The sequence below is a fragment of the Clostridium acidisoli DSM 12555 genome (assembly GCF_900176305.1).
In the GTDB taxonomy this organism is placed as follows: Bacteria; Bacillota; Clostridia; order Clostridiales; family Clostridiaceae; genus Clostridium_I; species Clostridium_I acidisoli.
Map to the genome: position 1 here is coordinate 31,302 of NZ_FWXH01000011.1, position 19,070 is coordinate 50,371.

Consider the following 19,070-nt stretch of genomic DNA (forward strand, 5'->3'; position numbering starts at 1 on the left):
TTTCCTCCTATATATTGTGAATTATTAGTATATTATCCTCAAAACAATAATAACATTGTTCCTAATATAACTAGCATCAATCCAATAAAAGCTTTACGCGAAAGTCTTTCTCCAAGAAAAATACGTGAGAATGCAATGGAAACAACAATACTCAATTGATCAATAGGCACTACCATACTAGCTCTACCAGTTTGTAATGCGTGGTAATAACACAGCCATGAAAAGCCAGTTGCAATACCAGATAATATTATAAACACCCAACTTTTCATATCAATATTTTTTATCATAACATGTTTTTTCTGAATAAAAACAATTACCCAAGCCATAATCAACACTACAATAGTACGAATTGCTGTTCCTAAATTTGATTCTACTCCTTGTATGCCTATTTTACCAAGTATAGACGTTAAGGATGCAAACACAGCAGAAAGGACCGCATAAAAAAGCCACATTTTCCCTTTACCATCATATTTCTCTGATTTTTTTCTTTGTATCATAAAATATGTTCCACTGGCAAATACAACAACCCCTAGACACATTAAAGGAGTGGGCGTTTCCCCTAAAAACAAAAAAGCCAAAATAATGGTTAGAATTGCACTGCTCTTATCAATAGGCGTGATTTTATTTACATCACCAAGTTGTAAGGCTTTAAAATAACATAACCAGGATGCACCGGTAGCACATCCTGATAAAATTAAGAAAATAAGGGTATAAGTAGATATAGTAGTAATTGTATGCTGTGATCCTACAATGAAAACTATTATCCAAGAAAACAAAAGAACAACAACCGTTCGTATTGCGGTAGACAGATTAGAATCCGTATTTTTTATTCCTATTTTAGCCAAAATAGCAGTCATACCAGCGAATAGCGCTGAGCCTAAGGCATATATAATCCACATTTTCATGCCTCCCTTAAACCCCAGAAAATCTTAAACTCCAATTTTTCAACTTCTCTTTGTTGCTTATAGCTAATACGAAGTGAAGTGTTTTGTGGAATTTTAATGTCCTTATCAAGTTCTTTTAGTACAAGCTTAATATTATTATCATTTCCTTTTATAGCTACTATAGCTTCTCCAATTTTATCAAACAAAAAACCTGGAGCACCAGCTATATCTTTAGAAACTATATATAAATCATTCTGATTTATGTAATTAGTAGAGTCACCAGCTGAAATCCATTTAATCAATGCCTCTTTACTAAATCTCCATTCACGTCCAATTTTCCTAGCAGGGATGTGTTCTTCTCGGAGTAATTTTATGAGAGTTTTCTCACTTACGCCTAAAAATTCACATGCTTGTTCAAGATTCAAAATATCATTGTTCATAAAACAATCCTCCATTTTTAAATTCAAAAACATTATACTGCTAAGTATAAGTTAATTCAATAATAACTGAATTAAAATGCAGTTTAGCTGTAGATGATATCTATTTAGCATCAAATATTCATCTCCGTTTTGCACCTAAAATATGAATTGTTGCTGCTATTGCCTGGAATACTATGCCAACAGCGCACACTCCAAGCCATCCAAATCTTCCCCAGAAAAATGTTCCTAGCCAAGAACCTAATGCACCACCACAAAAATAAAAAGTCATATATACAGCATTATTTCGACTACGAGCTGTAGCATCTAACGTATTTATACGAGCTTGATTTGAAATTTGCCCCGATTGAATTCCTAAATCCAATAATATTACTCCAATAATAAGTCCCCACATTTTATATCCAAAAGTTAAAAAACAAATATATGACAAGAATGAAAGTATAATAGCTATGGTTAAAGTGAATCTAGAGCTTCTTTTGTCTGCAATTCTTCCTACTACAGAAGCCGCCAAAGCACCTACAATACCAGCCAATCCAAACATTCCAGCAGCTTCAGCTCCTAAATTGTAATATGGTGATTTAAGTAAAAAGGATAGTGTTGTCCAAAATATACTGAATGTCCCAAACATCATTGCACCAATTAATGAAGCTTCCATTAAAACTGGTTGGTTTTTTAGCAACCCAATTAATGATTTAAGCAATTTTTTATAACTCATGGAAGAATCTGGCGCAGATTTTGGAAGCCATAGTTTGAATGCTAAAATTAGTAAGATCATCATTCCAGCAGCTATACGATATACAATTTGCCATCCTAATATTGACCCTATAATTCCACTAAATACACGTGATAATAATATTCCAATTAGTAGTCCACTCATTACACTACCAATTACCTTACCTCTTTCTGCTGGTTTTGCTAGATGTGCAGCTAATGGTACAATCAGCATTGGAGTAATGGAAGTCAATCCAACTAGTAGAGAACTCAATACTAGCCACCATATGTTAAAAGAGATTGATATAAAAATTAAAGCTATTGCAGAACAAAATAACATTATCATTATTAAGCGTCTACGTTCTTTAATATCTCCAAGCGGAACTAGAAAAATTAATCCTATTGCATAACCAATTTGAATTAGCATCGCTGCAATTCCAATTATAGAAGATGATACATTGAAGAATTTAGAAATCTGTTCTAGTAAAGGTTGCGCATAATATAAGTTTGCTGCACTAGCAGCACAAGCAATTGACATCAACCCAATTAGAAAATGACTTAATTCAAATTTGTTCTCTATAGTTATATCTGTTTTTTGATACATAAATATCAAGCCTCCAATTATTATTTTTTATATTATCCTTAACGTAAACGTTAAATAATAGGCAAAAAAGTACAGGCTTATACCTGTTACTTATTTTCATTATTTTTAATAATAGCTTCTATCCTACAAACATTTTTCTCGCACTCAATTTTAAAGACATTTAACTCATCTATTTTCTTCTCAGCTCTTGCAATATGACTCTTTAAAATTTGTATTACTTGCCGTTTTCCATCTAAAAGCCGGCCATCTGTAAAATACAAATCTATAACTTCACCAATCTCATCCAAAGTAAGCCCTAAATCTTTAAGCAGCTGAATCTTCTTTAGACGCTTAATATCGTCATTTTCAAACACTCGAAGTTGTCCCATCACTCTATTATCTCTATCTCCTAATAATCCAAGTTCTTCATAGTATCTGATTGTCCTAGTTGTCAAATTTGTAAGTTTAGCAATTTCACCTATTTTATAGCTCATATAATTTGCACCTCTATTTAACGTTAACGTTAAGTGTATATTATCATTTACTTTTGAGTTCGTCAACTATTGCAACCTAATTATTTCTGTATAATGGAAATCGGCTCTATTATCTTGATATTAAAATTATCCATTTATACTTTTATTGAGATATATGGAGTATATCATAAATTATTCCTTCTTCTAATTTTACTTTACTTAATTCATCTGTAAAATAAAACACATGATATTTCCATTTATCTGGATTGTAAATAACTATATATTCTTTATATTCATTATTAATGATATTTTTTTCTATTATATCTTTTAAATTATTGAGACTTTCTTGCGGCTGTATTTCTCTTACTATTTCAACTGAATATTTACTCTCTTTAATTTTATGTGTTGTTCTATCAATTAATGGTATTCCAATATTTATTTTTTGCCAACCAAAAGAAGTTATTATATTGTCATAAAAGCCATTAAATAAGAACTTATTTAATCCATTACTATCTTTCCAAACATATAATGGACAATAACTATTTTGCAAGTTCTTCTTTGATCCCTTTGTTGTTATTAGATACATTTTAAACTTCAATTCCTCAAATCCATCTGTTTTATATCCGTTGTTTTTCACTCTATCCTTTATTATATTCATATCATAATCACTAGGTAATATAATCTTATATTGCATTGCTATCATTTATTTTCATCCTCCCATTAATTTTTATATTTATAGTTTAATTCTTTATAAAAAAATTGTATAATACTTATAAATTATATCTAATATCACTATTACTGATATTAATAGGGCTGATGAGAGGTTTTATAATATGGAAATTAACGATTTGAGAATATTTCAGACAGTTGCTTATGAAAAGTCTATATCCAAAGCTGCCTTAAAACTTGGCTATGCACAATCAAATATAACCATGAGAATTAAATTACTTGAAAATGATTTAAATACTACTTTATTCATAAGAAATAATAAAGGTACTACAATTACATCTAACGGTGAAAAGTTACTTGAATATACAGATAAAATTCTTGAACTAATCAATAAAATTAATGATGAGTTTCTTCCCTCTAAAACCGCTCTTTCTTTTAAAATCGGAGCAACTCAAACTATTTCCGCCTCTATTTTGCCTAAATTATTTTCTTTATTTCATGAACAAAACCCAGAAATATCCTTGGTTCTAAAAACAGACAAACAAAAATTTATTTTTGATATGATTATAAATAGTGAATTAGACGGCGCTTTCGTATCTGGTAAATTTGTATCCTCTAAAGTTAAAGAACTTTTTACTTTTAAAGAAGAACTTGCACTAATATCCTCTGTAAAGATCAACGATATTAACAACTTACATGTTCCAATAATTATCAATTCAGATACTAATTGCCCTTATCGTAAACTCTTACAAAAGTGGTTACTTCATAATAGCTTGGAGCCTACTACAATTATTGAATTTGATTCGTTGGAATCCATTGTTAATGGTATCTCTGAAGGTTTAGGAATATCTCTTTTACCCAAGAGTATTTTACACAAGAACAAAAATTTATTTATGTATGACTTAAAAGACAAATTTAATAAATTAGAGATTAGATTTATAGTTAATAAAGATTTACAAATAAACGCTTTAACTAAAAGTTTTGTCAATCTAACTCTTAGGGTACTTACTGATATAAGAGTGGACACTGTGAGTTGTGTAAAATACAATAAATAATATTATCTTTCCTGGATTCCTTAAAAGCTCCTTAAAACTTTCTTTTTCCTTTAATGTAACTTTGTCCTTTACATATCCATAGACATGTTGTGCTGTATTTGTAAAACTACCTTCATCAAAAGAACTGTTTAAACATTCGTCTATGTATATATATACTTCCCTCATGGGAACCTTTGAATTTATTAAGCTACTACATTTTTTATAATATGAATAATTTTTTTCCATTATACAATATTTATACTTTGCCCACTGTCCTGTCCTTATAGACACTTCCAAATCTTCTCTAAGCGCACACACAGCCTTTATTGCAGATATTTCTTTATCTTTAACCTCAAGCATTACATCAGCATCTAAATCCTTAATGCTTTCCATATAACTCAAAAATTTTTTTGTATTTATTGATTTTGAATGTGCTCCACCTCTCTTCTGAATATCCTGATCAGAATAATGAAGTTTCACAGGTCCATCTTCTACCTTCCATGTGCTTTTTACGCCGCTTATAATATCTTTCCATTCTAATGAGCAGCTATTAAGCTTATGATGAAGATTATCAAACACAGCTGGGATTCCAAGTTCCCTGCAAATTCCAAGTACTTCCTCTATTGTATAACTCTTATCATCATTTTCAATAACTAATCTGTTTTTTAACGACTGTGACAGCTTATTAAAATTAGCTTTAAATGTTTCCATAGCATAAGTCTTATTCCCATATACACCTCCAACATGGAGAACAATTTTATTTTTGTAATCTACCTCCATTGAATCTAAAACTCTACAATGATACTCCAAATCCGCTATACTTTTTTTAGCTACTTCTTCCCGTGGAGAATTTAAAACAGTATATTGTCCCGGATGCATTGATACTCTTATATCATTAGCTTTAATAATTTTTCCGCACTCAAGCAGTTCCTTTTTAAAAGTTTTCCACCATTTTATATTATTAACTGGATGGCTTCCAAAAGGTATAATATCAGAACTTATTCTAAACATATATATACCATTTCGTAAGTTCCATTTGAGTATACTAATTAAATCCTTTAGGTTACTATTTACACATTCATTAAAAGTGTTCTCATTAAAGTTTTTCAGCATGAAACTTCTTGAAGTTTTATATGGTATAGAAATGGGCGTGCATGCATATCCAATTCTACTTTTTTTAGCCAATTAATCTCACCGCCTTCTTAACTCCTGCTACACAATTGGGCGATCCTTTTTCACCCAAACTTTCAATTAAAATTATCATCTGATAGTATCAACAAATTCCATTCATAAACCTCAACTCTATACAGACCTCTTTCAATTATAGGGTCTTTTTCAGCAATCATTTTTGCTTCTTCTAAATTTTCAGCTTTAAATATAATCATTCCACCACTAGCATTGTCGAAGCCTCCTCCAACAAAATATCTTTCAGTGGCGATAGCATTTAGATACTTTACATGATCTTCAAAATCTGTTTTCGTAGTTTCCAATCCATCATTTTTATAATCAATTCTTACAAATAAATTATCTCCTTTTTTCATATTTCTTCTGCCCCTATTCTTTTAATTATGAATGCCAAATTTTGTGCAAAGTTTATAATATAGGATTTTCCTTTTTTATCTTTTTCAATATCGCCTTTGTCCACCCCAACTCCAATATTCCAGTATGTAGAGCTCGGTATAATCATCTCATTCACAAGATAAAAATCAATTAAGCAATTTATAGTTGTTAGTTGCCCAGATTCTCCGCCTACCGCAATGGGAGCTCCTATTTTCTTTGACAACGTATGTTTATTGTTATAGGAAACATATGTTAATCTTTGTAGAAAAGCCATAAGTAGCGATGTTGGCATACCTACATAAACAGGACTCCCAACAACCAAACCTTCATTTTTTAAAATCTTAGCATAAATACTATTAAAATCATCGTTTTGAATGCATTTGTTAATCCCCACACATTTATCACAATTTGTACAATGATTTATCTTTTTTCCAGCTAAACTAATTAATTCTGTGGTAACATTATTTTTTTGTAATTGAGAATCCAATATTGATAATAATAATTCAGTATTGCCATTTTTTCTTGGAGAACCTGAAATCATTAGTACACCCACTACTATTCCTCCTACAATTAAGTTTTTAATCATCTTCTACACCGAATGTATGTTCTCATTCAGAATAACACATATGTTTATAATTGTAAATAATCTAGAGAACATTATTGGATTGGCGAAAATAGGTATGACCAACTTATATATTCCATACTCAAACAGGAATGGATTAAGTAATAGTAGTGTCGGATACCCTTACAATTGTACTTCTTTTACTGTTAGATCAGAAATGTTAAAAACTTTGCCTGTGAAAGAAGTTAGTATAGTTTTAGAAGTAAAGTGAAATTTGCACTCAGGTGGAATTTGGGTTTTGATTCCATCTGAGTGTTAGCTCAACTAAAATCCAGCGCGTAAGAGCCGTTAACTTCAATTTTGGTAAAGCAAATCTTAGTTATATTTAAGAACAACAATCCCAGAATAATCATTAATATTTGCTTGGTTTAGCTCAAGTACATCATACTCTTTTACTTTAAGCCCTGAAGCTGATATAAATTTATCAACCTTGGCAAACAAGAGACCAAATATGCCCAATGCTTTCGTCCTGTAGTGCATCGGTATAACCACTTTAGGTTTTAACTGTTTCATTACATTAACTGCATCAATTGAATCAATTGTTGCTCTCCCCCCAACAGGAATAAGCAGTATGTCTACATTACCTATTTCCTTCACGAGGTTAGAATCTAGAGTATGTCCAAGATCACCACAATGACAAATATTTATTCCATCGACGTTAAAATTGTATATTGTATTTTTCCCTCTCTTAGCTCCTGAAGCTTTATCATGAAATGTCTGTACGCCCTTTATTTCAATTCCATCCTTTGAAAAGTTGCCTAATTCATTTACATGCATAAAACTACCTTTCACTGCCTTTATATTATTATGATCACCGTGATTATGACTTGTAGATACTATATTAGCTTCAACTTCAGGTAACTTATATCCTAGCATATTATGAAATGGATCTGTTAATACCTTAGTTCCATCTTTAGAGGTTATCATAAAACATGATTGTCCAAACCATTTAATTTTCATTTAAATTATCCTCCTTTAAATATTTAATTTTCTACATTTTGCCCAAATTAACTTAAGATGTTGTCTTAGCTGAACCAGCAATTCTTTCAAGTTTCCTATCAAAAATTGTTATGAATAGTGCTAGTATGCTGACTACTATCATGATAACAGCAATGACATGTAGCCCGGAATCAACAACCTTAGTGCGGAATACTACACCTATTATAGCTGAGGAAGCAATAGATCCTATATACCCAAAAGTTCGGAAAAGCCCTGCAGCTGTAGCAATCTGATCACCAGATACTTGAGTGTATAGAGCAATCTGATTGCTGCTGGCTGTTGTACCCATAGTAATACCAAAAATAAGAGTGATAATAAGAATATAAATTATTGGTGTACTTGCCGTCAAGATTAATACTCCAGCAGATGCCAAAATTGAAGATACAGCGCATACGATTAAAGGACCACGCACCAAATTACGTTTGGAAATTGGACCTAATACCACTGCAGAAACTATGCTCATAGGTAATAAAAGCAGTCCAGCTTCCGAGGATGGTATTCCGTGAGCTGCCTCTAGCCACTCAGTAACACCATAAAGCACTGTATAAATACATAATGTGATTAATGCAAAACGTAAATAGGTACGAGTAAGTGGTCCATTCTTTCCAAGCAAACGTATATCAATGAATGGGTGCTTCGCCCTCAATTCCCACCAAACTAAAGCCACACCGAAAACAACTGTCAAACCAAGAGTTATCCAATTAATCTTAGGTAATGAAAACAAGAATACGAGAAGAGAAGTTATCATCACAGCAAATTCAATAATTCCAATAACATCTATACGTGATAATATATCAAAAACTGTTTTTCCACTTTGAGTTGATATATTATCTTTAGGAATCCATAATGCAGCCATGACAAGTGCAACAAGCGCTACAGGTATATTAATCATAAATGTTGAGCGCCACCCCATAGTGCCTACTAACACTCCTCCAATTGGCAGTCCTAACACGGATGTCACTACTCCAGCAATTTGAAGAGAACCTAATACGTTACCAGGTGGCTGAGACATTCCAGCAGCTTCTGCCCGTTTGCGAATTAGTAACATAGCCGATGGATAGGCAGTTGAAGTTCCAATACCAATGAGAATTCTCGCTACGAGCAGCATTGATAAATTTTTTCCTATACCACCTAATAAACCTCCCAGTAATATCATAATTATTCCAGTCAAAAATACACGTCGAGGCCCAAACTCCTCTGATAGCTTTCCAGAAGTAGGCTGAGCTATAGAGCTAGCTAGGTAAAGTACCGTAACTAATATTGTTGTTTTTGCCACTGAAATATGCATAAATAAAGCTATTGGCACTAATGCTGTAGCAATCATAGAGCTATTAATTGGGTTAAGTGTAGAGCCCATATAGAGCGGTGCCACGAACTTCCAAGAGAATGGATTTTCCTTTGACATAAGCAATTTACTCCTTTTCATATCTAGTACAAAGAACATTTCATCCCCAGTACAGATTTACTTTACAACTCCTCCACAGTATGATAAGATAACTGGAGACGTCTCCATATAATATAACAGGAGAACTCCCCGTTTGTCAAGAGCAACTTCATAATAAAATTTTAGGAGATGATTATAATGAACAATTCAAATACACCCCCAATTCGCTCTGAACGTCGTGATGCGGCTGAGAATCGTCAGCGAATATTGGATGCAGCTATTAATCTGTTTAAACAAAATGGTGTCGAACAAGTTAGCATGAATCAAATTGCCAATGAAGCACATGTGGGTTCAGGAACCCTTTACCGCCGTTACAGAAACAAAAGTGAACTATGTCTTGATTTAATAAAAGATACCGTTGATTTATTTTTTGATAATATTGGAACTTATTTAGAGCAAAATCAATCTATACCACCAAGTGAACGGTTAAAAGGAGTTCTAAGTTTATTTATCTGTTTTAGGGAAAAAAAGTCACAATTACTTATAGGAGTGGAATACTCTTCATCAATCAATCAACTCAGTGCTAGAATGCAGAGTCCTATATTTAACGAATTGCATCAACTATTTGTGGGACTGTTTAATGAAATGAATGCCATTGAGCAGAATCATTTTGATAGTGTCTTTAGAGCAGATATGTTATTAACAGCTCTAAGCAAAGATTACTATTCATTTGAAAGAGAAGTACGTTGCTATTCGCCAGAAATGATTTTAGAACAACTTTCTTTACTATTTATATAGCTTTAATTCTTAATATTTATTTACCTTGCTGCCTAATGAATTATGTAATTACCTATCCATATTAAAATGAGAATAAACCTTGCCATTTACAAGCAAATGATAAGGTTTATTTATTCTTTCCATTACATATAGTTCAAGAATGATTCAAACATGGTGCATTAATGCTTTTCATAAAAAGAAGCCGATAATGGTTGTCTTTCTGTAAATCTTTTAAAACTATGCTTAGGATATCCTACCATTACAACTCCTGTTATTTTCTTTTTTTCTGGGATATTAAAAAGTTTGTACATTGGAGAATTATCACTACAAGCACAAATTTCAAATATTCCTGCCCAGCATGATCCAAGCCCAAGAGATGGAGCATATAATTCTAGATAAGATAATGAGAGAATTGAATTTTCTCTACCATTACGAAAATCTTCGTCAGCTAAAGTTAAAATTATACTAGGTGCATCTCTTAAGATAGTGTCAATTTTATTATTTCTATATCCACTAATCATTCCTGCCAATGCTTTACTCAACGTTTCACTATGCTCAAACCAGTTAATGCATTCTTCAACCGCTAATTCAATTGTTTTTTTATCATCTACTATTAGATATGATATACCTTGTGAATTACTTGCCGTTGGAGCTAAATGAGCAACTTCAACGAGCTGCAACAACTTTTCCCTTTCAACTGCTATGTTCTTATATGAACGGATAGAGCGTCGTAATCTAATGAATTTCTCTGCTTCTTCTGGATTTAATTTTTTGATTTCTCCTATTTCACTTTGCATAGCTAATGGCGATTTCTTATTATCTATAGCTTCTTTTGGGCATACAGCTACGCAATGACCACATTCTAAACATGCATTAGGATTTACTTCTTTGGGGCCGGTAGCTTCTAGTTTTAGTACTCCTGTTGGACATTCCACCACGCACATTCCACATTTTATACATTTTTCTTCATTTACAGTTATTAAACTCATTTTTCTTCACTCCTTATTAATTTTTTATTTTAAGTCATGTCCAATGCTTCAAAATAAAGGTATAACATCAAAAGGATACAAGTAGGTTTTTGAGAACATTCATTCTAATTAGCGTAAAAAAATTATTTATTCAATAAATCCATAAAAAAATCTGCTATACCATGCAATTTTTCTTTGCTGGCTGAGATTCTTAACTGTACACGAATTCCAAGCAAAGTATTTTGAAATATTTCCGATAAAACTTTAGAATCATAATTACTGGAAATTTCACCAGTTTGTTGCCCTTTTCTAACAAGATCAGCAAAAAGTTGTTCAGTTTGCATAAATGTCCTTTCTACTCTTTCTTTTATCTCTTTGTCCATAAGAGCCATCTCTGTTGCTGAATTTACAGTTAAACAACCCCACTGCTTATCTTCATATCCTTCAATTATAAAATCAAATATAAATTGTATAGCTTGTTTTGCTGTTTCTGCATGTAAGATTCTAGCCTGCATTTTGTTTTTTATTAATTCTTCGTAAAAATCCATTGATTTTAAAAATAATGTATGCTTATCACCAAATGTATCATATAAACTTCTACGATGAATTCCCATATGCTCTACTAAATCGTTCAAAGATGTCTTTTCATAGCCTTGTTTCCAAAATAATTCCATTGCCTTCTGAAGAACTACATTTTCATCAAATTCCCTACTTCGTCCCATTAATTTCTCTCCTTTATGAAATTAATAATAACATTTTGAGAACGAACGGTCAAGAATTATTTATATATTTATAATGCCTATATTTTTTCACATTAGGTAATGGGAATAAATGGTATTCTCGAACTCTAGTTGTCCTAAAAAATAGTTTTCATATTCGAAATTTGTAAGTATTAATCTATAACTTTTACAACTCTAAACTATACAAATATGATTCCATGATAATGTCAGTACCAATTTTTTTGAATTTTGACTCACCAACGATGTTAAAACCTAATTTTCTCATAATAGCATTGGAAGCCTCATTTTTTTTATTAACTGATGCTGTAATTTTTTTTGCACTACGAGATTTTGCATAATCAATCATGCCTTGTAACGTTTCTGTTCCATAACCATTTCGCCAAAACTTCATATGAACACAATAACCCAAGTCATAAGTTGACCCATCTTCACTTGCTACAAAGCTACAAGTTCCGATACGTTCTCCTGTAGCTAAACATTCTGAAATCAAATAGCAACATTCTTCATCTTCTTCCAACGTTTCGTACACTTTACGGTATTCTTCATCCATATTTTCTATTGATGGATCTGGCATATATTTCCCCATTTCAGGGTCATTCCATATACTTATTATAAAGTCTAAATCTGCTTTTTCATAATTTCTAAGATTTAAACGCTCCGTTTTAATTCCTTCTATTTTCATTTTTGTTACTCCTTCCATAAATCACTATTTTGTCTATTACTAACTTTTATACCTGATTTTATTATAGCATATTTTATAAATGCATTATTGCTTGTGATATGAACTTCGTATATTTCTGTATGAATGAGCTGTATCAGCCTTACATCTAAGTAAATGAAACCTTATACCAATTTTAATTTTGATTAAGTAAAATTTCTTCCTTCAAAATTTCTAAAAATAACTTTTTTGTAGAAGACATATAGTGATTCTTGGCTTGTTGCAAAATGCCAATTTCAATATATGGATTAACAATATTAACTGGAATTTTCACAAAGTTTTTAGATAACTGTAAGGATGAAATTATTACTCCTATACCAGAAAGTTTTTCTACAAATGAAGGAATTGAAGATATTTGACTAATAGAATAACAAAATGGCCTATTAGGAAGCTTCAAAAGTTCCTCTTCTAATCTAATACTATACAAGCAATTTTTTCCGCCAATGATGAGAGGGTATTCTAACAATTTATCTATAGAAATTGATTTTTTTTTAGCAAATGGATGATTATTAGCAACAATAAAAGATATTTTTTCGTTATAAATAGGTTCAAATTTCAAATTGTATCCACTGCTGCTTGAGCAAATAGCAAAGTCCATAGAATTATTAAATACAGCGGTTGATAGCGAATCTGTATTTCCAACAATAAAATTACAGGTGATATTAGGTTTATATTCAGCAAATTTTTTAAGCACTTTGGGTAGAATACTAACTGTAAGAGTTTCTATTATTCCTATGTTTAAAACACCTATTTCTTCCTTTTGCAAAAATTTTGCTTGTTCTAATACAAAATTCCAATGCTTAATAAGTTCATCAACTTCTTCTGCAAATATTTTTCCAGCAGGAGTCAATTCTGCATCCCATCCTCTGTCAAAAAGTTTAATGCCTAATTCTTCTTCTAAACGCTGAACCTGATTAGTTATAGTGGATTGAGCATAATGCAGTTTAATTGCTGCATTTGAAAAAGTTCTTTCTTGAATAATAGTACGAAAAGTAATAAGTTCTTTTAAATCCATTTCTAGCACTCCATCTTCATCTATAAATTTAATAATTTTAATTAATTAATTCAATTATACAAATGAAAATATTTATTGTAAACTTAAAATATCAAACAAAAGGAGGCCATTGCGAAATGCCATTTGTTAGAGTAAATTATAACGAAGAAAAATATAATAAGAAACAATTACCTTTAATTAGTAAAAATATATTAAATTCACTCATTGAGGAATTTAATGTTCCTCCAAAAGATTATTTTCAAGTTTTTGATTCTCACAAAAAAGAAGAAATATTCTATGATAAGAATTATCTTATTAGTAAAAACAGAACTGATGGTGTTCTATATATTCAAATTACATGTGGCGCAGGAAGAACTAAGGAACAAAAAAAAAGCGTTATATATGAGCATTGCAGACAAGCTATTTACAAATTGCAAAATCCCTAAGGAAAATGTATTCATAATGCTTATAGAAACTGAATTAGAAGACTGGTCATTTGGTGAAGGTATAGCACAAATGATTAAATAATTAACATTTAATAAAATTTAGAAAGAAGGAAATGTATAATGAAGAATAAAGCAATAATCTCCACAGCAAAGAAAACTCTAGGTGACTTTGCTCCAACTTTTGTAAAATACACTGATGAAGTTCTTTTTGGTGATTCATGGAGAAGAGAAGAACTATCACTGAGAGATAGAAGTATTATAACAATATCAGCACTCGTAGCTGGACAACATATAGACCAATTAGAATATCATATAAATCTTGCTAAAGAAAATGGAGTAAAAGAAGATGAAATAATTGAGATTATAACTCATCTTGCCTTTTATGTCGGATGGCCAAGAGCTGCATCAGCTTTTCAAATTGTAAAAAGGAGTACTTTAAGTAATATCAAAAATATGAATCTTTAAGTATTTCTTTTTCTATTTTAGGTGAAGATTTTTTACGGAAAGGGTATACAAATTATTGGTAATTTAATACATTTGTTGATTTTATTCATTATCCTTTAATTATGATATTATTATTGGCATGGATAGGCAAACACTTCTGCTAATCTTAAAAAAATCTCAGTATGATTAGTCAATTCTTCATATCCATCATTTTGCAAACACCATTTAATTGCAGTCATAACAAGTGCTGCATATAACTCTGACAAATAATCTAAAATATCATGGGACTTTTTATTCTTTGTTTTATACTGATCATAAAAACTTCTTTTTAAAAAACCAGACATATCATCATATAAATGAATCGTATCTGTATTAATGGTATAAAGAGCTAAAATTTCTTCTCGTTTAGCAGATAGTATCCGATATAAAGGTTTTATAACCATAAGAGCGTCTTCTACATTAACACATTCAAATCGATTTTTCACTCCAGCTATTAGTGAGTCAAATACTTCATTGCAAAGAGTTTCTGCCAGCTGATATTTATCTGTGTAATGCTTATAGAATGTAGAGCGGTTAATCAACGCCCTGTCCAATATATCTTGCACTGTTATTTTGTTAAAGTCTTTTTGCCTTAGTAAATAAATAAAAGATTCTTCTATATTTTTTTTTGTCTTTATAACACGCAAATCATTTTCATTCATATGTAACTCCTCCATACGATTATTTTAAAATATTTTATATAGATAAGCAACACTTTGTATTATTTTTGTAGTTTAAGTGCATAAACATTTAGATATTGATGTTTGAAACATTAAAGTAACTGAGTAAAATAAATATAGAGGTTTGTGAAATAAGAAAATAAAGATTGTTGGTAACTTACAAAGGAGGAATGAAAAATGAATGAATTAAAATGGTTTGCATGGTTGTTTCCATTATTATTTATTGTACACGATATGGAAGAAATTATTATGGCAAAACACTGGTGCAAAAAGAATTTAAAACAATATGTCCGCCTACCTATAACACCCTTTGGAGGCACAAAAAGTACAGCTGGATGTGCAATTGGTGTTTATGAAGAATTGATTTTATGGCTTATAGCTGCTATGATTGGTAACATTACTGGATTTTATGGTTTGTGGTACGGTTTACTCGTGGCAAATATCGTGCATCTAATTTTATTGCATATCATATTATTACCATTGTCCTACCGTCATTATGTTCCCGGTGAAATATCAGCATGGCTGACAGTTATTCCATGCTTGTATATTTTAAAACTTGCCCAGAATATCTTGGGGTACTCTGTTATTGGAATTACTATTTGGGTGACGATAGGGATTGGCTTTGGTTTAGTAAACATGAAGATATTGCATAAATACATTAATAAATTGTCCAAATTAGTGGAATGATTATATTTTAATAAAGAATAGGGGATTAACTTACAACGTTACATCCCCTACAATTCTCTCAGGAAAATCCTTCTTGCTTATTTAATATTTGAGGTGATTGCTTTTTACTATAATAACATACCACCAGATGCTTCAATACGTTGACCGGTAACCCATCCCATTTCATCCGTACATAGACTAGCAACAACACCTCCAATATCAGAAGCTTCTCCAATTCTTCCGAGTGCAGCATAAGAACCAATAGTATCTTTCAAATCTGGATTTTTAATATAAGTATCTCCACTAAATTCAGTGTTAACAGCTCCAGGAGCTATAGTATTCGCTCTTATACCTCTAGCTCCTAATTCTTTAGCCAAATATCTAGTAAAGACTTCTACTGCACCTTTTGCAGCAGCATAAAGTCCAGAACCTGGGAATGTAAAACGAGTTAATCCTGTTGAAGTGTTCACAATTCCACCTTTATCAGCAATAAGCGGAATTAGTTTCTGAGTTAAAAAGAAAACTCCTTTAAAGTGTACATTAACTATTTTATCAAATTCCTCTTCTGTAACTTCTAAAATAGGAGTGTGACTTGAGATCCCAGCATTATTAATTAAAAAATCAAACTGCTCTTTATTCCATTTATCCTTTAAAACATCTGATAACTTAGATGCAAAGGAATCAAAGAAAGATATATTACTTACATCTAGCTGAATAGCAGCAGCTTTACCACCATTTACTTCAATTTCTTTTACAACTTCATCTGCTTTTTCTTTTTGATTATTGTAAGTGATAATTACATCTATCCCCTTTTTAGCTAATGATATCGCAGAATCTCTGCCAATTCCACGACTTCCACCTGTAACTAATGCAATTTTACTATTTGGGTTCATAAAAACCTCTCCTTTAAATATTTATTAACCATTTAGAAATTAATATCTCATTATTTATACTGCCACTTATATTTCAAAGATAGTATTTCCTTAATCATCAATTTTAATTTTACCAAAGAAGATATAAGTCACTTGAAATTTAATTTCCTATGATTTATACTCATGTTAATACCTAGAGATATATCTAGGTCAAGCTTTTTTTATAAATTTTAAAGGGGATTTTAAAATTGACTTATACAATAAAAGATATATCAAAAATGTTTGGAATTTCTATATATACAATTCGTTTCTATGACAAAGAAGGACTTCTACCATTTGTCATGAGAAATAAATCAGGAAACAGAGTTTTTACTGAATCAGACGTGAGTCTATTTAGAACAATTTGTTGTCTAAAGAATACTGGCATGCAACTTAAGGATATAAAAAAGTATATTGATTTCTGCATGGAAGGTCCTAGCACCATAGACTCACGAAAAAAATTACTTTTGGAACATAAAGAAGCAATTTTAGGACAAATAAGTAATCTCAATGAAAATTTAGACCTTATTCGTTCAAAAATAGAAAAGTATGCATCTCCCAACGCAGTCCAAATTATTAACGAAGAAAGAAAAAAAGTTCATGATGAAAAGCGTGAAAATAACTTGCTATAGTACAAGTATTTTCTACGGTAAAATTCTTTTCAAATTGATCATCATAAAATAATTTTTCAGTTATTATTCTAAGGCCATCTGTAATAAAAGAATGTTTTTTAATATATTTCTTTTCTCCCTGAATATCTTTATCTATTTTTTCTAAGTTCTCTTCTATCTTTTTCTTAGGTTCCTTTTCTAGTTCCTTATTTATATCAAACCTAGGAAGATAATTATCAATCATAACTATTTCATTAATATAAGAAAATTCAATTCCATTTCTATTCCCTATTTCTAAAAGGTGTCTTGTTGCTGCCCCTGCATACATTCCATAAGTTGCTATTCCAAAAATATATTTACTTTTAAATCTTGCTTTATTTAAAAACTTTTCAACAATTTTAGGAACTCCGCTATTGTAAATTGGAAATACAATTCCAATTTTTTCGTCTTCAAAATCATATTTACCTTCTTTTATTAATTTAGGAATTGAATAATAATCACTTCCAAGACTTTTTGCCACATATAGACTATTTCCTGTTGCTGTGAAATATAAAATTTTCATAATATCCTCCTTAAATCCTAACATTGCAATTATAACGTTTATTTGAATATAGTATCTATATTTGATTACACATCAAATATCTGAACATTGCAATCTAAATCATCAAGTTTTTCTTTTGATTCTATATATTTAATACCTTGCTTCTCATAAAATTTTATCCAAAAGTTCACTGCTGTTTTATTAGTTGATATTTGTACAATTCTATATTTTCCTTTACATTCATCTAATAAAATTCTAATTGCAGCACTACCTATTCCCTTATTCCTAAAATTCTTTAATATAAATAATTCATGAACAACATAATCAATATCTTTTGGAACGTATTTTCCCGTATTAAAAAGAACAAAACCTGCCACTTCACCTTGATAAGTTATAAAATAAGGAGTTAAATCCTCTGATTTAAAATATAAATCTAAACCATCATATTCAAATCTTCCATCCTCATTAATTTTCAAATCGTCTGCAAATTCTGATAAATCATGTAAATATATGCTCATTAAATTCTCTAGCTTTACTTTTGAGACTACTGTTACTCTTTCTAGTTTTGCTTTATTCACTTTTAGGAAATAGCCTGTCTTTATAGTATGAATCTGATTGATATATTGCTCCTAATGGATTATGTGCTAAAACTCTATCTTTCACTGCAAAAACAGTTATTGGAGCTTTTGAATATTTTATAAATAACGAATCATGTCCAACACATAATCCTAAAATAATATTTAAATCTGTTTTAGCTACATTTAAGAAATTGGCTTGGCCGATTGGATTGCACATTGGCACATTTGAATGTATATTAATAAAATCTTTTGATATAGCTCCATTTTTACATATTATAGAATTTACGGTAAATCCATTGTAGCTAAGAATTTTGCTTAAAATCTTAGCTTTATTAGATAGTCCAATGCAAAAGGCAATTCCTATATTATCATATTGACATCTTCTCGCAAAATCTATTGTTTCTTCTAATCTTGTCTTTTCACCATACCCATCACTTACAACCAATGCTGATGCTTTAGCAATTTTAGCATTTTCTTCATCTTTATATATTTCTTTAATTCTATCCATTTTATCATCAAGACTTGGACAATTTTGGGGTGCTTTATCTAATTCTTTTTTGTTGCAAGCATGAATTGAACATAACGCACAATTATACATACT

General features: G+C 30.7%; 27 protein-coding genes. 8 read left to right on the forward strand and 19 right to left on the reverse strand.

The window, feature by feature from the left end; translation table 11 throughout:
- Window positions 1-38 precede the first annotated feature (38 nt).
- The 5 genes from B8978_RS12975 to B8978_RS12995 all read right to left on the reverse strand — a co-directional run bounded on the left by B8978_RS12975 (window position 39) and on the right by B8978_RS12995 (window position 3,791).
- The gene (locus B8978_RS12975) at window positions 39-899 is read right to left on the reverse strand and encodes an EamA family transporter (protein WP_084116472.1); all 861 of its coding nucleotides are present in this window, start codon (window positions 897-899) and stop codon (window positions 39-41) included.
- A 2-nt stretch (window positions 900-901) separates the two neighbouring features.
- Entirely contained in the window at window positions 902-1,324 is a 423-nt protein-coding gene (locus tag B8978_RS12980; RefSeq protein ID WP_084116473.1) for a helix-turn-helix domain-containing protein, read from the reverse strand.
- Window positions 1,325-1,442: 118 nt separating this feature from the next.
- A complete protein-coding gene (locus B8978_RS12985; RefSeq protein ID WP_084116474.1) occupies window positions 1,443-2,636 on the reverse strand; it encodes an MFS transporter in 1,194 nt (397 codons plus the stop codon).
- An 86-nt stretch (window positions 2,637-2,722) separates the two neighbouring features.
- Complete coding sequence (locus B8978_RS12990) at window positions 2,723-3,109, reverse strand: helix-turn-helix domain-containing protein (protein WP_084116475.1); 387 nt, start codon at window positions 3,107-3,109, stop codon at window positions 2,723-2,725.
- Between the two features lie 142 nt (window positions 3,110-3,251).
- The gene (locus B8978_RS12995) at window positions 3,252-3,791 is read right to left on the reverse strand and encodes a DUF4865 family protein (protein WP_084116476.1); all 540 of its coding nucleotides are present in this window, start codon (window positions 3,789-3,791) and stop codon (window positions 3,252-3,254) included.
- Window positions 3,792-3,921: 130 nt separating this feature from the next.
- Between B8978_RS12995 and B8978_RS13000 the strand changes: the two genes are divergently transcribed.
- Window positions 3,922-4,812 carry a LysR family transcriptional regulator gene (locus B8978_RS13000; RefSeq protein ID WP_084116477.1) on the forward strand — a complete coding sequence of 297 codons (891 nt, stop codon included), beginning with the start codon at window positions 3,922-3,924 and terminating at the stop codon, window positions 4,810-4,812.
- Here the strand turns inward: B8978_RS13000 and uvsE are convergent.
- The 3 genes from uvsE to B8978_RS13015 form a co-directional block, all read right to left on the reverse strand.
- Window positions 4,747-5,976 (reverse strand): UV DNA damage repair endonuclease UvsE, encoded by a 1,230-nt coding sequence (gene uvsE / locus B8978_RS13005; RefSeq protein WP_242950557.1) that lies wholly within the window; start codon window positions 5,974-5,976, stop codon window positions 4,747-4,749. The two genes, B8978_RS13000 and uvsE, sit on opposite strands and share 66 nt — an antisense overlap.
- Window positions 5,977-6,038: 62 nt before the next feature.
- On the reverse strand, window positions 6,039-6,332 hold the full coding sequence (locus B8978_RS13010; protein WP_084116478.1) for a YciI family protein: 294 nt from the start codon (window positions 6,330-6,332) through the stop codon (window positions 6,039-6,041).
- Complete coding sequence (locus tag B8978_RS13015) at window positions 6,329-6,937, reverse strand: flavodoxin family protein (protein WP_084116479.1); 609 nt, start codon at window positions 6,935-6,937, stop codon at window positions 6,329-6,331. Before B8978_RS13015 ends, B8978_RS13010 begins: the two co-directional genes overlap by 4 nt.
- A 94-nt stretch (window positions 6,938-7,031) precedes the next feature.
- Here B8978_RS13015 and B8978_RS19870 point away from each other — a divergent pair, with 94 nt between their 5' ends.
- Entirely contained in the window at window positions 7,032-7,184 is a 153-nt protein-coding gene (locus tag B8978_RS19870) for a hypothetical protein (protein ID WP_176212697.1), read from the forward strand.
- 104 nt (window positions 7,185-7,288) lie between these two features.
- Here the strand turns inward: B8978_RS19870 and B8978_RS13020 are convergent, their stop codons facing one another.
- The gene (locus tag B8978_RS13020) at window positions 7,289-7,933 is read right to left on the reverse strand and encodes an MBL fold metallo-hydrolase (RefSeq protein ID WP_084116480.1); all 645 of its coding nucleotides are present in this window, start codon (window positions 7,931-7,933) and stop codon (window positions 7,289-7,291) included.
- A gap of 52 nt (window positions 7,934-7,985) precedes the next feature.
- A complete protein-coding gene (locus tag B8978_RS13025) occupies window positions 7,986-9,416 on the reverse strand; it encodes an MFS transporter (protein ID WP_207651888.1) in 1,431 nt (476 codons plus the stop codon).
- A gap of 138 nt (window positions 9,417-9,554) precedes the next feature.
- On the opposite strand from B8978_RS13025, the gene B8978_RS13030 reads away from it, so the two are divergent.
- Window positions 9,555-10,154: a TetR/AcrR family transcriptional regulator gene (locus tag B8978_RS13030; protein WP_084116481.1), complete on the forward strand. Its 600-nt coding sequence runs from the start codon at window positions 9,555-9,557 to the stop codon at window positions 10,152-10,154.
- 158 nt (window positions 10,155-10,312) lie between these two features.
- Here the strand turns inward: B8978_RS13030 and B8978_RS13035 are convergent, their stop codons facing one another.
- From B8978_RS13035 to B8978_RS13050, 4 genes are all read right to left on the reverse strand, one after another.
- Complete coding sequence (locus B8978_RS13035) at window positions 10,313-11,122, reverse strand: nitroreductase family protein (protein WP_084116482.1); 810 nt, start codon at window positions 11,120-11,122, stop codon at window positions 10,313-10,315.
- A 122-nt stretch (window positions 11,123-11,244) separates the two neighbouring features.
- A complete protein-coding gene (locus B8978_RS13040; protein ID WP_084116483.1) occupies window positions 11,245-11,823 on the reverse strand; it encodes a TetR/AcrR family transcriptional regulator in 579 nt (192 codons plus the stop codon).
- 184 nt (window positions 11,824-12,007) lie between these two features.
- On the reverse strand, window positions 12,008-12,523 hold the full coding sequence (locus B8978_RS13045) for a GNAT family N-acetyltransferase (RefSeq protein ID WP_084116484.1): 516 nt from the start codon (window positions 12,521-12,523) through the stop codon (window positions 12,008-12,010).
- Window positions 12,524-12,695: 172 nt separating this feature from the next.
- Window positions 12,696-13,574, reverse strand: coding sequence for a LysR family transcriptional regulator (locus tag B8978_RS13050; RefSeq protein ID WP_084116485.1), 879 nt, complete (start codon window positions 13,572-13,574; stop codon window positions 12,696-12,698).
- Window positions 13,575-13,690: 116 nt separating this feature from the next.
- On the opposite strand from B8978_RS13050, the gene B8978_RS13055 reads away from it, so the two are divergent.
- From B8978_RS13055 to B8978_RS13060, 3 genes are read left to right on the forward strand one after another with little or no spacing between them, the layout of a single operon-like run.
- Window positions 13,691-13,999, forward strand: coding sequence for a tautomerase family protein (locus B8978_RS13055; protein ID WP_207651889.1), 309 nt, complete (start codon window positions 13,691-13,693; stop codon window positions 13,997-13,999).
- Entirely contained in the window at window positions 13,956-14,081 is a 126-nt protein-coding gene (locus B8978_RS20550; RefSeq protein ID WP_423236723.1) for a tautomerase family protein, read from the forward strand. Before B8978_RS13055 ends, B8978_RS20550 begins: the two co-directional genes overlap by 44 nt.
- 38 nt (window positions 14,082-14,119) lie before the next feature.
- Window positions 14,120-14,464, forward strand: coding sequence for a carboxymuconolactone decarboxylase family protein (locus B8978_RS13060; protein ID WP_084116486.1), 345 nt, complete (start codon window positions 14,120-14,122; stop codon window positions 14,462-14,464).
- A gap of 110 nt (window positions 14,465-14,574) precedes the next feature.
- On the opposite strand, the gene B8978_RS13065 is transcribed toward B8978_RS13060, so the two are convergent.
- A complete protein-coding gene (locus B8978_RS13065; RefSeq protein WP_084116487.1) occupies window positions 14,575-15,144 on the reverse strand; it encodes a TetR/AcrR family transcriptional regulator in 570 nt (189 codons plus the stop codon).
- A gap of 195 nt (window positions 15,145-15,339) precedes the next feature.
- Between B8978_RS13065 and B8978_RS13070 the strand changes: the two genes are divergently transcribed.
- Complete coding sequence (locus B8978_RS13070) at window positions 15,340-15,849, forward strand: HXXEE domain-containing protein (RefSeq protein WP_084116488.1); 510 nt, start codon at window positions 15,340-15,342, stop codon at window positions 15,847-15,849.
- Window positions 15,850-15,956: 107 nt separating this feature from the next.
- On the opposite strand, the gene B8978_RS13075 is transcribed toward B8978_RS13070, so the two are convergent.
- The gene (locus tag B8978_RS13075) at window positions 15,957-16,721 is read right to left on the reverse strand and encodes an SDR family NAD(P)-dependent oxidoreductase (RefSeq protein WP_084116489.1); all 765 of its coding nucleotides are present in this window, start codon (window positions 16,719-16,721) and stop codon (window positions 15,957-15,959) included.
- A 227-nt stretch (window positions 16,722-16,948) separates the two neighbouring features.
- Between B8978_RS13075 and B8978_RS13080 the strand changes: the two genes are divergently transcribed.
- A complete protein-coding gene (locus B8978_RS13080; RefSeq protein WP_084116490.1) occupies window positions 16,949-17,371 on the forward strand; it encodes a MerR family transcriptional regulator in 423 nt (140 codons plus the stop codon).
- Here the strand turns inward: B8978_RS13080 and B8978_RS13085 are convergent.
- The 3 genes from B8978_RS13085 to B8978_RS13095 all read right to left on the reverse strand — a co-directional run bounded on the left by B8978_RS13085 (window position 17,316) and on the right by B8978_RS13095 (window position 19,067).
- A complete protein-coding gene (locus B8978_RS13085) occupies window positions 17,316-17,912 on the reverse strand; it encodes an EFR1 family ferrodoxin (protein WP_242950558.1) in 597 nt (198 codons plus the stop codon). The genes B8978_RS13080 and B8978_RS13085 overlap by 56 nt on opposite strands.
- A 65-nt stretch (window positions 17,913-17,977) precedes the next feature.
- Entirely contained in the window at window positions 17,978-18,469 is a 492-nt protein-coding gene (locus tag B8978_RS13090) for a GNAT family N-acetyltransferase (protein ID WP_084116491.1), read from the reverse strand.
- The gene (locus B8978_RS13095) at window positions 18,462-19,067 is read right to left on the reverse strand and encodes a DUF1847 domain-containing protein (RefSeq protein ID WP_084116492.1); all 606 of its coding nucleotides are present in this window, start codon (window positions 19,065-19,067) and stop codon (window positions 18,462-18,464) included. Before B8978_RS13095 ends, B8978_RS13090 begins: the two co-directional genes overlap by 8 nt.
- Between the last annotated feature and the right edge of the window lie 3 nt (window positions 19,068-19,070).

Excerpts from the sequence above, each read along its gene's own strand:
- B8978_RS13070 (WP_084116488.1), top strand. The coding sequence starts at position 15,340 with ATGAATGAATTAAAATGGTTTGCATGGTTGTTTCCATTATTATTTATT.
- B8978_RS19870 (WP_176212697.1), top strand. The coding sequence starts at position 7,032 with ATGACCAACTTATATATTCCATACTCAAACAGGAATGGATTAAGTAAT.
- B8978_RS13050 (WP_084116485.1), bottom strand. The coding sequence starts at position 13,574 with ATGGATTTAAAAGAACTTATTACTTTTCGTACTATTATTCAAGAAAGA.
- B8978_RS13025 (WP_207651888.1), bottom strand. The coding sequence starts at position 9,416 with ATGTTCTTTGTACTAGATATGAAAAGGAGTAAATTGCTTATGTCAAAG.
- B8978_RS13040 (WP_084116483.1), bottom strand. The coding sequence starts at position 11,823 with ATGGGACGAAGTAGGGAATTTGATGAAAATGTAGTTCTTCAGAAGGCA.
- B8978_RS13010 (WP_084116478.1), bottom strand. The coding sequence starts at position 6,332 with ATGAAAAAAGGAGATAATTTATTTGTAAGAATTGATTATAAAAATGAT.
- B8978_RS13045 (WP_084116484.1), bottom strand. The coding sequence starts at position 12,523 with ATGAAAATAGAAGGAATTAAAACGGAGCGTTTAAATCTTAGAAATTAT.
- B8978_RS13065 (WP_084116487.1), bottom strand. The coding sequence starts at position 15,144 with ATGAATGAAAATGATTTGCGTGTTATAAAGACAAAAAAAAATATAGAA.
- B8978_RS20550 (WP_423236723.1), top strand. The coding sequence starts at position 13,956 with ATGAGCATTGCAGACAAGCTATTTACAAATTGCAAAATCCCTAAGGAA.
- B8978_RS13015 (WP_084116479.1), bottom strand. The coding sequence starts at position 6,937 with ATGATTAAAAACTTAATTGTAGGAGGAATAGTAGTGGGTGTACTAATG.
- B8978_RS12995 (WP_084116476.1), bottom strand. The coding sequence starts at position 3,791 with ATGATAGCAATGCAATATAAGATTATATTACCTAGTGATTATGATATG.
- B8978_RS12980 (WP_084116473.1), bottom strand. The coding sequence starts at position 1,324 with ATGAACAATGATATTTTGAATCTTGAACAAGCATGTGAATTTTTAGGC.
- B8978_RS13060 (WP_084116486.1), top strand. The coding sequence starts at position 14,120 with ATGAAGAATAAAGCAATAATCTCCACAGCAAAGAAAACTCTAGGTGAC.
- B8978_RS13020 (WP_084116480.1), bottom strand. The coding sequence starts at position 7,933 with ATGAAAATTAAATGGTTTGGACAATCATGTTTTATGATAACCTCTAAA.
- B8978_RS13035 (WP_084116482.1), bottom strand. The coding sequence starts at position 11,122 with ATGAGTTTAATAACTGTAAATGAAGAAAAATGTATAAAATGTGGAATG.
- B8978_RS13000 (WP_084116477.1), top strand. The coding sequence starts at position 3,922 with ATGGAAATTAACGATTTGAGAATATTTCAGACAGTTGCTTATGAAAAG.
- B8978_RS13075 (WP_084116489.1), bottom strand. The coding sequence starts at position 16,721 with ATGAACCCAAATAGTAAAATTGCATTAGTTACAGGTGGAAGTCGTGGA.
- B8978_RS12975 (WP_084116472.1), bottom strand. The coding sequence starts at position 899 with ATGTGGATTATATATGCCTTAGGCTCAGCGCTATTCGCTGGTATGACT.
- B8978_RS12990 (WP_084116475.1), bottom strand. The coding sequence starts at position 3,109 with ATGAGCTATAAAATAGGTGAAATTGCTAAACTTACAAATTTGACAACT.
- B8978_RS13085 (WP_242950558.1), bottom strand. The coding sequence starts at position 17,912 with ATGAAAATTTTATATTTCACAGCAACAGGAAATAGTCTATATGTGGCA.
- B8978_RS12985 (WP_084116474.1), bottom strand. The coding sequence starts at position 2,636 with ATGTATCAAAAAACAGATATAACTATAGAGAACAAATTTGAATTAAGT.
- B8978_RS13055 (WP_207651889.1), top strand. The coding sequence starts at position 13,691 with ATGCCATTTGTTAGAGTAAATTATAACGAAGAAAAATATAATAAGAAA.
- B8978_RS13030 (WP_084116481.1), top strand. The coding sequence starts at position 9,555 with ATGAACAATTCAAATACACCCCCAATTCGCTCTGAACGTCGTGATGCG.
- B8978_RS13095 (WP_084116492.1), bottom strand. The coding sequence starts at position 19,067 with ATGTATAATTGTGCGTTATGTTCAATTCATGCTTGCAACAAAAAAGAA.